Below are 13,113 nucleotides of genomic sequence, written 5' to 3' on the forward strand. Positions count from 1 at the left end.
CTAGTAGACAGGTGGCGAAACCACCCAGATGACCACCGCCGGCTCCGCACCGGGATTGCGCCAGCGGAACGGCTTGCCGTCGAAGCGAAAGGAGTCGCCTTCGCCAAGCCGGTGCCAGACGCCTGATATCTCGATGTCGAAGCTGCCGGAAGCGACATATCCGGCTTCCTCCGTCGGCCGGCGGGCTTCGGTCTTCAGTTCAGCACCCGGCGCGAAGACCGAACGCAGCATCTCGAAGCTACCGCCGAGATCGGGCGAAAGAAGCTCCTCCACCAGGCCGGAATCGCTTGTGCCAAGCGTGCGGCGGCTGCCGGCGCGGACGACCACGCCGCGCTCGTTCTCGACGGGCACGTCGTGGCTGAAGAACAGGCTGACCGGCACGCCGAACAATTCCGCGAAGCCTCTGAGATCGCTAAGCGACGGTATCGACAGGCCGCGCTCGACCTGACTGACCCAGCCGACCGAGCGGCCGAGCTTCAGGCCGGTCTCGGCAAGCGTCAGCCCGCGCGCCCTGCGCAGCGCCCTGATATCGCCGGCCAGCAGCCGTTCGCGGTTTTCCTGCTCCGATCTGACGGCGGTTGAGGTCAAAGCTTTTTTCTCGGTAAAAATCTGTCTGGTGAAATTGGTGAAAAATTGAGGGCAAATTTCATCAGGGGTCAGGTTCGTGAAAAAATCAAGAGAATTTTCATGAGGGCCACAAGATTTGCTTGCGCCGTTTTGACGGTTCAGGCAAAGGCTTGGCCTCGAACGGCCAGTGAGGGCGTCCGGTCGAGGCTTGCGTTAGAGCGCCATGCGTCAAATTGGACCGCAATGGTGCTCTCTCATTTCTAGACGGCGCATGTATCCTTTCCGGAATCGATTCCGGTTTCCGTGGCACGCGCAAAGGGACGCCCATGCTGGAAAACAGGACTAAGATTACGGATGGCGCGGCGATCGTCGACGAGGCGATCACGTCGCGCCGTTCGGTGCGGGCGTTCCTGCCCGACATGGTCGACGACGAGACGATCCGCGCCATACTCGCCGTTGCCGCGCGGGCGCCTTCGGGCACCAACATGCAGCCCTGGCGGGTCTACGTGACCAGGGGCGAGGTCAAGCAGCGGATCACCGACGCCATCCTCAACTCCGGCATCCGTGCCGAAAAGGCCGAGTGGGACGAGTATCGCTACTATCCCGACCAGTTCTTCGAGCCCTATCTGACCCGGCGGCGAGCCAACGGGTTCGGCCTCTACAGCGTGCTCGGCATCGGCCGGCGTGAGGTCGACAGGATGCGCGCGCAGCACGACCGCAACTTCGTCTTCTTCGACGCACCGGTCGGCATGATCTTCACCGTTGACCGGCGGCTGAACAAGGGCTCGTGGATCGATTACGGCATGTTCCTGCAGAACATCATGGTGGCGGCGCGGGGCAGGGGTCTGCACACCTGCCCGCAGGCGGCCTTTGCACCCTATCACAAGCAGATCAGGCCGGTGCTCAACATTCCCGACGAGGAGATCGTCGTCTGTGGCATGGCGCTTGGCCGTGAGGACACATCCAAGCCCGAAAACGCGTTCCGCACCGACCGCGCGCCGCTGGAAGAGTGGGTGACGTTCGCCAGTTGAGGTGACGCCAAGCGTGGTGACGACGCGCCGCGTCGGTCTACTGCACTTCGTAGCCGACTTCCTCGCTGGCGTGACAGAGCGCCTTCCAGAACGAGCGCGCAAACGAGCGGAACACATAGATGTCGAACTGGTCGGCGCCGGTGCGCTGGATTTGGGCGAAGACATCATGATGCATGGTCGAGCGGCCGGCACCGACCGGGAAGGCCGGCAGCGCGAAGTCGATGGCGAAGAACTTTGCCAGCACCCATTCCGCCTTCGGTCCGGCGATGCGGATCCCGGTGCGGCCGTGCGACAGGTCGGTCACCGTGCCGATATCAGGGGTGACGACATTGGCAAAGGCCGATGCCAGGCCCTCGGCCTCGTCGACCACGGTGAATTTTCCCGGCGCAAAACCGAACACCGACCTCACACCGTTGGTGCTGCCGGCGCCGGCGCCGTCGGGCAGCGCAAGGCCGGTAACGGTGCGAATGCCTGCTATCAACGCCTTCTCCTGGCCCGGCCAGGCAGCGAGCTGCAGGATCGATCCCGGCCTGGTTTCGGAGAGGATGACCTCGATGCCGTGTTCGAAATCGCCATGCGAGCCGGTGCGCAGCTCCAGCTCAAGCGGGGATTGGCGCTCAACCATGCATGCGGCTCCCGTCCGGATCAAAGAAGTGATTGGAGACGATCTCGACCGGGCCGAACCGGTTGCGCAGAGGATCGGAGATATGGGCGCGCGTGCCGCGCCGTGCCTTGCCGTCCTTGACCAGAGCGAGCGCGATGTACTTGCCGAGCGCCGGCGAATAACAGCAAGCGGTGATGTGGCCGATGGAATCGTGCGGATTGGCTTCGTCAAGCGCTTCGACGATGTGCGCGCCGCCGTTGAGCGGCTGGTTGTCCTGAGAAATCAGGCCGACGAGTTCCAGGCGGCCAGGCGCGATCAGGCCCTCGCGATCCATCATCGCCGAGCCGATGAAGGGCTTCTTCCTGGATAGCATCCAGTCGAGATGCAGGTCTCGCGCGCTGGTGCGGCCGTCGATCTCGGCGCCGGTGACGTGGCCTTTCTCGATGCGCAACGTGCCAAGCGCCTCAAGCCCGTAGGTCACCAGTCCGAACGGCTTGCCGGCTTCGATCAAGGCTTCCCAGACATGGGCGCCGTAGCCGGCGCCGGAGTAGACTTCGAAGGCCATTTCGCCGGAGAAGGAAAGCCGGCAGATCATCACCGGCACGCCTGATATCTTGCCGTGCACGATGCCCATGAAAGGCAGGGTTGCGTTGTCGACGGCGGTGCCGGTGACGCAAGCAGCAAGGATCTCTCTCGCCCTAGGCCCGCCGATCGCCGCACCCGCCCATTCGTCGGTCACCGAGGTGACATGGACCTTAAGCCCCGGCCAGATGACGTCGAGGAAATACTCCAGTTGCTGCATCACCTTGCCGGCATTGGCGGTCGTGGTGGTCATCAGGAAGTCCTGTTCGCCGAGCCGCCACGTCGTGCCATCGTCGAAGGCGAGGCCGTCCTCGCGCAGCATCAACCCGTAGCGGGCCTTGCCGACGGCCAATGTCGAGAACATGTTGGTGTAAACCTGGTCGAGGAATTCCGCCGCGTCCGGGCCCTGCACGGCGATCTTGCCCAGCGTCGAGACATCGACGATGCCGGCGCTCTCGCGCGTCGCCCTGGCTTCGCGCACATAGGCCTGCTCGATCGTCTCGCCGGGATGGCCATAGATCATCGGGCGATACCAGAGGCCGGCCGAATACATGGTCGCGCCGTTGGCGACGTGCCAGTCATGCATCGGCGTCAACCGTTGGGGCCTCAGGTCGCCGAAACGCTCGGCGGCGAGTGAGCCGATCGACACGGCCGAAAAAGGTGGGCGAAAGCGTGTCGTGCCGACTTCGGGAATCGGCTTGCCCAGCGCCTCGGCCATGATGGCGAGGCCGGGTATGTTGGAACTCTTGCCCTGGTCGGTTGCCATGCCGAGCGTGGTGTAGCGCTTCAGATGCTCGACCGAGACGAAGCCTTCGCGATGTGCAAGCCGTACATCCTCCGCGGTCACGTCGTGCTGGAAATCGACGAAGCTTTTTCCATTGGCCCTGATCTCGAACACCGGCGCCGGGTCGGGACCGCCGGGTGCGGCTTCGACGACCGGCAGGGCCGTTGGCGCACCTGTTCCACCTGCCGCCAAAAGCCCGGCGGCGCGGCCTTCGGCGATTGCCTCGGCGGTGGAAAAGCTGCCGGTGAAAGCGCCGGCGCCAATCCATTGCTGGGTTGGCTTCGGTGGCAGGAAGGCTTGTCTGGCGGCATTCCATTCCGCCTTGGCGCCGGCCTGGCTGGCCAGATGGATGGTCGGCGACCAGCCTCCCGACATCAGCAGGCAGTCGGCTTGAATGCTGCGCGCCTCGCCGGCAAGCGCGCCGTTGACCATGTCGAAGCGCTGCACCTTGACGCCGGACAGCGCCTTGCCGCCTTCGGTGGCGACCACGGCGTGACCGAAAAGGATCTTGGCTTCCGCTTCATCGGCGAGTTCGCGCATCCTGCTCGAAAGCTCCGACCGCACGTCGACGATGGCGACAATCGCCGCACCGGCCTTCTTCAGCGTCAGGGCGGAGCGATAGGCGCTGTCATTGTTGGTGAACAGTGCGATCCTGTTGCCCGCCAACACGCCGTACTCGTTGGCGTAGCGTTCGGCGGCATGCGCCAGCATCACTCCCGGCCGATCGTTGCCCGGAAACACCAGCGGCCGCTCGAAGGAGCCGGTGGCCAGCACCACCGACTTGGCGCGAATGATCCAGTAGCGATGGCGTGGTTCGCCCTTGCCGGGCCTCTCCTTGTGGTCGGCAACCCGTTCAAGCGCGGCGAGCGTGTTGCCGTCGTAATAGCCCCAGACCGTGGTGCGTGGCAGCAGGCGGACATTGTCGTAGCCTTCGAGCTGGCCGGCGGCTCGCGCTGCCCAGTCGGCCCCGGGCATCCCGTCGATCGTCTCGCCCGACCAGTTGGCCGAGCCGCCGTAATGCGGTTCGAGCTCGCTGAGGATGACACGCGCGCCCTGATCGGCGGCTGCCCTGGCGGCCATCAGTCCGGCCGGACCGGAACCGATCACCAGCACATCGCAGAAGGCGTTCATCCGCTCGCAACGCGCCGAGTCGGCAGCCGTCCCGGCGCGGCCGAGACCGGCGGCGCGGCGGATGAAATGCTCGCAGAACATCCAGAAACGCGTGCTCTTCAGCGGGCCGATCGCGGGCCCCATGAAGGTCTTGTAATAGAAGCCGGCGGACAGAAGCTTGCCGCCGAGCTGGTTGGCGGCGCTGACATCCCAGGCCAGCGATGGAAAGCGGTTCTGGCTGACGGCGGTCAGCCCGTCATAGATCTCGACCATGGTCGCGGCGATGTTGGGCTCGCGAACCTCGCCCCGCAACACCGTCACCAGGGCGTTCGGTTCCTCGACGCCTGCTGTCAGCACCCCGCGAGGACGGTGATATTTGAACGAGCGTCCGAACAGGGTGACGCCATTGGCCAGCAGCGCTGAGGCAAGGGTGTCGCCGGCATGGCCGGTGTAAGGCGCGCCGTCGAAGGTGAACCGGATGGTTCGCAGCCGGTCGATCCGGCCACCGGCATCGGTGCGGCGCGGGCTCATGACTTGGCCTCCGCCTTGTGCCGGGCAGCCACTTTGTGGTCGCCGCGCGTGGACGCGACGCTGGAGATCTCGTGTGTCAGCGTGTTGCGCACGACCCTGAGATGGGCGCGGCAGCCGCCGGAATGCTGCCAGATCTCGTTGTGGTCACCCGCCGGGTTCAATCGGTCATAGACATAGGCATTCCAGGTATCGAGGTCCTGCGAGGCAGGCTGAGGGCGCTCGCGGTTGCCGTCACCCTGATAGGTGAACTCGATGACGTCGCGCGGGCCGCAATAGGGGCAGGTAATCAGCATGCGATTGTATCTTCTCGTTTGACCATGATCTTGGCCGAAAACCGGTTTCCACTCTTGGTTACGCCGACCTGCGGTTCGGGATCATGGTCTAATGCAGCCGCGGCGTCGCGCCCTGGCCCTTGTCGTCGATCACCAGGCCGCGATGGAAGCGATCCAGGGTGAAGGGCGCGTTGATGTCGTGCGGTTCATCCTTGGCTATGGTCCACGCAAAGCACCAGCCGGAGGCCGGCGTCGCCTTGAAGCCGCCGTAGCACCAGCCGCAGTTGAGATACATGCCCGGCAGCGGGCCGGTGGTGATGATGGGAGAACCGTCCATCGACATGTCGCAAACGCCACCCCAGGAGCGCAGCATGCGAACCCGGGCGAGACCCGGAAACAGCGCCAGCATCTCGCTCATCACCTCGTCGACAACAGGCAAACTGCCGCGCTGGGCGTAGCTGTTGTAGCCGTCGAGGTCACCGCCATAGACAAGGCCGCCCTTGTCCGACTGCGACATGTAGAAATGGCCCATGCCGAAAGTCAGGACCGTGTTGATGAACGGCTTCAGCGATTCCGTCACGAAGGCCTGCAGCACGTGGCTCTCGATCGGCATCGTATCGATGCCGGCGAGCCGCATGACCTGCCCGGTGCTGCCGGCCACCGCGACCGCCACCTTCCTGGCGCGGACCTCGCCGCGCGAGGTCGTGACGCCCGATATGCGTTCGCCGTCGCGCAGGAAGCCGGTGACCTCGCAATTCTCGATGATGTCGACGCCACGGCGGTCGGCGCCGCGCGCATAGCCCCAGGCGACGGCATCGTGCCGGGCGGTGCCGGCGCGCCGCTGCATCAGGCCGCCGACGATTGGGAAGCGCGCCGTGGCGGAGACGTCCAGCGCCGGCACCAGGCGCGCGATCTCGGCCGTGGTCATCAGTTCGGCGTCGACGCCGAGATGGCGCATGGCGTTGCCGCGGCGGGCAAAATCGTCGAGCTGGGCGGGCGTGTGCGCGAGGTTGAGGCAGCCGCGCTGCGAGAACATGACGTTGTAGTTGAGATCGTGCGACAGGTTCTCCCACAGCTTCATCGAATGTTCGTAGAAGCGCGTGTTGGCCGGCAGCAGGTAGTTGGAGCGGACGGCTGTCGTGTTGCGGCCGACATTGCCGGAGCCGAGCCAGCCCTTTTCCAGCACTGCCACGTTGGTGATGCCGTGCTCCTTGGCGAGATAATAGGCGGTCGACAGGCCATGGCCGCCACCGCCGATGACGATCACGTCGTAGGACGCCTTCGGGTCCGGCTTGCGCCAGGCCGGTTTCCAGTCCTTGTTGCCGGTCAGCGCATTTTTGAGAAGCGAGAAGGCCGAATATTCCGCCATTCTTTTTGTTGTCCGTTCTGGCTTTTCGTCAGCCGTTTTGGGCGATGCGGCACATTATAGAGCAGGCCGCTGCCGCAAAGCCAATATTGCGCCATCGCTTTTCGACTGGCCGACTCCGAAGGGCGGGCAGGGCGGGACGGCTTGCTCCCCGGTATCAGCGTCTTTATCAAAGGCGAGCTTTAGAACGCCTTACCGCCTGTGAGTCGCCAAACGATCATGCTTTTCCGACTGCTCCGCTTCGTTCTGGTCCTGGCGATCGTCGCCTCGGCGCCGCTGTCGCTTGATGCGGCGGCGCAGGGGCTTGAGCAGGCTGCCTCTGGAGTGGTCGCCGACCAGCAGAAAATCCTGCAGGACCTGACGACGAGGACCGACAATCTCGAAAAGAAAATCCAGGAGGACGGTGACGACGACGCCAGCCTTGTCGACATCCGCCTGCAGCTCGAGGAAATGTCGCGAGGTGCGCTGGACAGCGCGCTTGTCTTCCGCCCGCGCCTTTCGGAGATCAACGCAAGGCTCGATCAGCTCGCGGCGCCGCCGGCCGCGGGCCAGCCACCCGAACCCGACATCGTGACCAGCGAACGCCAGGCGCTGGCGTCCGAAAAGGCCGAGATCAATGCTGTCATCGCCGCGGCGCAAAACCTGTCGATCCGAATCAGCGGCCTCATCGCCAAGATCGCCAATATGCGCAGCGAGCTGTTTCGCAATCTGCTCACCAAGCGCTACGTGCTGTCCGACGCGTTGAGCCCTGAAGTCATTTCCGATGCCAATGGTGAATTTACCGGCTTCAGCAAGGCAGTGTCGTCGTGGCTGGCCTTTGTCTTCAAGTTCAAGTTCCAGGCCGTGCTGGCCGCGACCTTGACGGCGCTTTCCCTGGCGGCGGTGCTTTTTGTCGGTGGGCGGCGTTTGTTCGGGCGTATCTTCGAAGCGGACCCGTCGGTCGAAGATCCGTCCTATCTCAGCCGGTTGTCGGTGGCGTTCTGGTCGACATTGCTGCCGACGCTGGCGGTCGGCGTCTTCCTGGTCTCGACCGTGTTCTTTTTCAACTATTACAATGTGTTGCGCGGCGACATTGGCGTTTTCCTGAAGGCGCTGGTCGGGGTCATCGCGGTGGTGTTCTGCGTCAACCGACTGGCCAATGCGACGCTGGAGCCGCGGCTGCCGAACTGGCGGCTCATCCCCGTTGAATCAGGCCCGGCACGCTGGCTGGTGCGGCTGACGACCGCCATGGCGGTGGTGATCGGCGTCAACTATTTCCTGTCGGTGGTCAACGACACGATGGGCTCGCCGCTGTCTCTGACCATCGCCAGAAGTTTTGTCGCCACCGTCATCGTCGGCATCATCCTGATCCTGATGGCGCTGCTGAAGCCGTTCAAGGCCACCGACGGAAGCTGGCGCCCCTGGCCGGCGTGGCTGCGCTACACCGCTGTCGCGCTAGGCCTTTTCACCATTGCCACGGCGCTGCTCGGCTATATCGGCCTTGCCATCTTCGTCTCGCTGCAGGTCGTGGTCACCGGTACCATTCTGGTGACCGCCTATATCGGCTTCCTGTCAGCGCGGGCGATCAGCGAGGAAGGTGGCTTTGCCAACACGTCGATCGGGCGCTGGCTATCGACCAATTCCAGTTATGAGGAGTCCGCGCTCGACCAGCTCGGCCTGGTCGTCAGCGTCGCCATCAACCTGATGATCGTGCTGGTGTTCCTGCCGCTGATCCTGTTGATGTGGGGCTTCCAGCCCGGCGACATCGAGGCCTGGGCCTACAAGCTGGCGACGGGCCTCACCGTCGGCTCCGTGACGATCTCGGTGACCGGCATCCTCACCGGCATCGTCGTCTTCATCATCGGCTATTTCCTGACGCGCTGGTTCCAGGGCTGGCTCGACGGCTCGGTGATGGCGCGCGGCAAGGTCGATACCGGCGTGCGCAACTCGATCCGGCTGGCGGTCGGCTATGCCGGCGTCGCGCTCGCAGCCCTCGTCGGCGTCTCGGCGGCGGGCATCGATCTCTCCAACCTGGCGCTTGTCGCCGGCGCCCTGTCGCTCGGTATCGGCTTTGGCCTGCAGAATGTCGTCTCCAACTTCGTCTCCGGCCTGATCCTCTTGGCCGAGCGGCCGTTCAAGGTCGGCGACTGGATCGTCGCCGGTGAGATCAGCGGCACGGTCAAGAAGATCAGCGTGCGCGCTACCGAGATCGAGACGTTCCAGCGGCAGTCGGTGATCTTGCCCAATTCAAACCTGATCAACAATGCGGTCGGCAACTGGACGCACCGCAACAAGCTCGGTCGCATCGACATCAAGGTCGGCGTCGCCTACGGCAGCGACGTCAAGCAGGCCCATGCTGTGCTGTTGGAGATTGCGCGCGGTCATCCGCTGGTGCTGAAAAATCCGGAACCCTTCGTGCTGTTCACCAATTTCGGGGCGGCCGCTCTCGAATTCGAAATCCGTGTGTTCCTGGCCGACGTGATGAACGGCAACATCGTGCAGAACGACATTCGGTTTGCCGTCCTCGACGAGTTCGCCGATCAGCATATCGAAATTCCGTCGGCGCCGCGCGCCGTCGTCGAGACCAAGAAGCATGAGGCGTGGCCGATCGATGACGACAAGATCGAAGTCGATTTTGCCGAACAGGAGCAAGCAAAGGCGGAAGCCGTGGCCGAGACGAAACGCCTGGCCAGATCCGGGCGCAAGACCCGCAAGCCGGATCCCGATTAGGGTTTATTGATATTCAGCCGGCCTGCGAACGGCTGATACCTGCGCTTCCGACGCAGCCAAAGCAATTGCGGCATGAATGCGGCATTCAGTTGCCGTTCAGCTTGCATCTCATATAAGCTCACATGCAAAGGGCGGGAATGCCTTGCGAAATGCAACAGAGGCGGTGGCAACACCGATACTGCAAATGTGGAAGTCGCTCGTCGCCGCCATCGCTTTTCTTGCCGTGGGCGGTTCAGCCTTTGCCGCCAGCGCCACCAACAAGGACGCCGAGACCCGCACACTCGTCGTGACCGAAGGCGGTGGCAAGACGGAGCTGGCGCTGGCCGCCGGCGAAACCGCTGAATTCTGCCCGACCGGCTGTTTCGTTACCATGCCGAATGGCGACCTCGAAGCGCTGACCGGTTCGGAAACAATCGAAATCTCTGGCGGCGTCGCCCGCATCAAGTAACCGCGTCAAAAAACGTTGACTAGTTTTTAGAAGGCCGGGCAAATGCCCGGCCTTTGATCGTTTCGGGTTATCGAAACTTAACGATGAAAGGGAAAATACCGTCAGGCAAGCCAGGCCGGGCCGGACGCTTTAACGATCGCTGCGCTGTTGCCCGCTATATCGGGCCGAAGACGCCGAAGCATGGGGTTTTGGATCGGCGCCTGATCCTTTCCGATAGGTCGGCTTTCGGGATCATGCGCTTTTAGGCAGGGCAACGAAGAATGGATGCGCGGTCGGACAGGAACGCAATCCCGCTTGCTGTCGATCTCGACGGCACGCTGATCGCGACGGACCTGTTGTGGGAAGGTCTGTTCATCCTTCTCAAGAAGAATCCGCTCTATGTTTTCCTGGTGCCGTTCTGGCTCGCCGGCGGGCCGGCGCGGTTGAAGCAGGCCATCGCTCAACGCATCGACATCGATCCTGCGTCGCTGCCCTACCGCGAGGCGCTGCTTCAGCGCCTTCGCACCGAACATGGCGAAGGCCGCAAGATCGTGCTGGCGACCGGGACGCCGCGTAAATTCGCCGAGGCGATCGCCGCACATCTCGGGATATTCGATCGCGTCCTGGCGACTGACGGCCCCCACAACATGACGTCAGGCAGAAAGCGCGCCTCGCTTGTCGCCGCCTATGGCGATGGCGGCTTCGACTATGCCGGCAACAGTCGGCACGACCTTAAGGTATTCGACGCCGCGCGCACGGCAATCGTCGTCGCGCCCGACCGTCATGCCGCGCGCTGGCAGGCCGCGCACAGTGCTGAAATCATGCCGGCGCCGAAGCCGACATTCAGAACCATCGTCAAGATGCTGCGCGTTCATCAGTGGCTGAAAAACTCGCTGATCGCAGTGCCGATGGTGCTGTCGCACGAATACTTCAACGCCGACATGATCTGGGAATGCCTGCTGGCATTCGTCTCGTTCAGCGCGGTCGCTTCCGCCATCTACATCCTCAATGATTTCTTCGATCTCGCGCTCGACCGCAAACACCTGACCAAGCGCAACCGGCCATTCGCCAGCGGCGCGCTGTCGATCCCGTTCGGCCTCGGTTCAATGATGGTGCTGCTCGCAATAGGCGTTGGCGCAGGGCTTCTGCTGCCGATCGAATTCCTCGGCGTGCTCTGCGGCTACATGGTCATCACCACCGGCTATTCGCTGTCGTTCAAGCGCATGCTTCTGATCGACGTGCTGACATTGGCCAGTCTCTACACCATCCGCGTTCTGGCTGGCGCCGCGGCGACCGGGGTCGACGTCTCGTTCTGGCTGCTGGCCTTCTCGATCTTCTTTTTCCTGTCGCTGGCGCTGGTGAAGCGGTTTGTCGAGCTGCGCACGACCGCCATTCCGGCCGGCGAGCGCATTGCCGGCCGCGGCTACCGCACCGAAGACCAGGAGATCGTCGCCCAGGCGGGCATGGCGTCGGCCTTTTCCTCGGCGCTGGTGCTGGCGCTCTATATGGACAGCGCTGCGGTGCGCGAACTTTATCCGCATCCTTGGCTGGTCTGGCCGCTGGCGCCGATCGTGCTTTACCTGACCATGCGCGTCTGGATTCTCGCCCGCCGCGACCAGATGCATGACGATCCGGTCGTCTTCATCATCCGCGACTGGCGCAGCCAGATCGTCGTGCTCATCGGCGCTGTGTTTCTGGTCGTCGGAGGCTGGTAGACGTGGGGCAGGAGCGGTTCCAGAGCTTCGGTCTTGCCACGCCACCGGCACTCGATGTGATCCCGGCGGACGACGCTGTTGCGCTGCTGAAGAGCGGCAACGCGACAAGAAACGCTTTGCTCGCCTACGGCAACGGCCGCTCCTATGGCGATTCCTGCCAGAATGGAGCCGGCACGATCGTCGATATGCGGCCGCTGAACAGGATCCGCGCCTTCAATGCCGAGACCGGCGTGATCGAGGCCGAGGCCGGCGTGCTTCTGTCCGACATCATCGCCCATGCAGCGCCATACGGCTTCTTTCCCGCCGTCGTTCCGGGTACGCAGTTCGTCACGCTCGGCGGCGCCATCGCCAACGACGTTCACGGCAAGAATCATCACCGGCGCGGCACCTTCGGCTGCCACGTCGAATCCTTGACGCTGCTCAGATCAGACGCACAGGCCCATTATTGCTCGGCCACCGAGAATGAACGCCAGTTCGCGGCGACGATCGGCGGCATGGGGCTGACTGGCCTGATACTGTCCGCATCGATCCGGCTGATGAGGGTGCCATCGCTCGACATCATCGAGAAGGTGACGCCGTTCCGTGATCTCGGCGAGTTCTTCGAACTTGCAGAAGCGGCCGATCAGGCCAACGAATACGTCGTCGCCTGGATCGACCAGCTTGCCGGCGGCCAAAGTCGCGGGCGCGGGCTGCTGTTCACCGGCAATCACGCCGAGCATGGCTCCCATGTGGCCTTGCGGGCCGGTGAAAATCTTTCGGTGCCGTTCCAGCCGCCGTTCAACGTGCTCAACCGGCCGTTCCTGACTGCGTTCAATGCCGCCTACCGGTGGAAGAAAGGCCGGTCGACGGCGCCGCGCCAGGTCGGGTACCAGGGTTTCTTCTTTCCGCTCGACGGCGTCGGCAACTGGAACCGGCTCTATGGGCCGAACGGGCTTTTCCAGCACCAGAGCGTGATGCCGCAAGACGTCGCGCGCCGAGTGGTGCCGACGTTGCTTGCGGCGGCAAAACGGGCCAGGCAGGGCTCGTTCCTCACAGTCCTGAAGCGCTTCGGCGGGGTCCGCTCGCCGGCACTGCTGTCGTTCCCGCGGCCGGGTTTCACGCTGACGCTGGATTTCCCCAACCGTGGCCGGGCGACGCTGGCGCTGCTGAAGGAACTCGACCAAATCACAGTCGAGGCCGGTGGCGCGATCAATCCCTACAAGGACGCCCGCATGGGCGACGACGTTTTCGCAGCCTCCTTTCCGGAATGGCAACGCCTCGAAGCGATCCGCGATCCCGCCTTCATGTCGAGTTTCTGGGCGCGAACGGCGAAAAAGCTCGAGGCGCGACACGGAACCGCCGAAGCCGCGGAATAGATAACATTCGAATAGGTCGTGGTTAATGCGTCGATAACTCAAGCTTTCCTCAAGACTTTT

The 13,113-nt window shown here is 63.5% G+C and carries 10 protein-coding genes; 5 read left to right on the forward strand and 5 right to left on the reverse strand.

What is annotated here, in order from left to right:
• Entirely contained in the window at window positions 1-588 is a 588-nt protein-coding gene (locus X738_RS56325) for a helix-turn-helix domain-containing protein (RefSeq protein ID WP_031254773.1), read from the reverse strand.
• A 305-nt stretch (window positions 589-893) separates the two neighbouring features.
• On the opposite strand from X738_RS56325, the gene X738_RS56330 reads away from it, so the two are divergent.
• The gene (locus tag X738_RS56330) at window positions 894-1,598 is read left to right on the forward strand and encodes a nitroreductase (RefSeq protein ID WP_023798904.1); all 705 of its coding nucleotides are present in this window, start codon (window positions 894-896) and stop codon (window positions 1,596-1,598) included.
• Between the two features lie 37 nt (window positions 1,599-1,635).
• Here the strand turns inward: X738_RS56330 and X738_RS56335 are convergent, their stop codons facing one another.
• The 4 genes from X738_RS56335 to X738_RS56350 all read right to left on the reverse strand — a co-directional run bounded on the left by X738_RS56335 (window position 1,636) and on the right by X738_RS56350 (window position 6,850).
• Complete coding sequence (locus X738_RS56335; protein ID WP_023798905.1) at window positions 1,636-2,223, reverse strand: sarcosine oxidase subunit gamma; 588 nt, start codon at window positions 2,221-2,223, stop codon at window positions 1,636-1,638.
• Complete coding sequence (locus X738_RS56340; RefSeq protein WP_023798906.1) at window positions 2,216-5,209, reverse strand: sarcosine oxidase subunit alpha; 2,994 nt, start codon at window positions 5,207-5,209, stop codon at window positions 2,216-2,218. Before X738_RS56340 ends, X738_RS56335 begins: the two co-directional genes overlap by 8 nt.
• Window positions 5,206-5,502: a sarcosine oxidase subunit delta gene (locus X738_RS56345; RefSeq protein WP_023798907.1), complete on the reverse strand. Its 297-nt coding sequence runs from the start codon at window positions 5,500-5,502 to the stop codon at window positions 5,206-5,208. The genes X738_RS56340 and X738_RS56345 overlap by 4 nt, the downstream gene beginning before the upstream one ends.
• 88 nt (window positions 5,503-5,590) lie before the next feature.
• Window positions 5,591-6,850, reverse strand: a complete 1,260-nt coding sequence (locus X738_RS56350; protein WP_023798908.1) for a sarcosine oxidase subunit beta — start codon at window positions 6,848-6,850, stop codon at window positions 5,591-5,593.
• A gap of 216 nt (window positions 6,851-7,066) precedes the next feature.
• On the opposite strand from X738_RS56350, the gene X738_RS56355 reads away from it, so the two are divergent.
• The 4 genes from X738_RS56355 to X738_RS56370 all read left to right on the forward strand — a co-directional run bounded on the left by X738_RS56355 (window position 7,067) and on the right by X738_RS56370 (window position 13,053).
• Complete coding sequence (locus X738_RS56355; protein ID WP_023798909.1) at window positions 7,067-9,556, forward strand: mechanosensitive ion channel family protein; 2,490 nt, start codon at window positions 7,067-7,069, stop codon at window positions 9,554-9,556.
• 184 nt (window positions 9,557-9,740) lie between these two features.
• Window positions 9,741-10,004 carry a hypothetical protein gene (locus tag X738_RS56360; RefSeq protein ID WP_023798910.1) on the forward strand — a complete coding sequence of 88 codons (264 nt, stop codon included), beginning with the start codon at window positions 9,741-9,743 and terminating at the stop codon, window positions 10,002-10,004.
• 260 nt (window positions 10,005-10,264) lie between these two features.
• On the forward strand, window positions 10,265-11,698 hold the full coding sequence (locus tag X738_RS56365; protein ID WP_023798911.1) for a UbiA family prenyltransferase: 1,434 nt from the start codon (window positions 10,265-10,267) through the stop codon (window positions 11,696-11,698).
• Between the two features lie 2 nt (window positions 11,699-11,700).
• Window positions 11,701-13,053 (forward strand): FAD-binding oxidoreductase, encoded by a 1,353-nt coding sequence (locus X738_RS56370; RefSeq protein ID WP_031254774.1) that lies wholly within the window; start codon window positions 11,701-11,703, stop codon window positions 13,051-13,053.
• The last annotated feature ends 60 nt before the right edge of the window (window positions 13,054-13,113 follow it).

Origin of the sequence: Mesorhizobium sp. L48C026A00 (assembly GCF_000502375.1) — a bacterium.
GTDB lineage: Bacteria > Pseudomonadota > Alphaproteobacteria > Rhizobiales > Rhizobiaceae > Mesorhizobium > Mesorhizobium muleiense.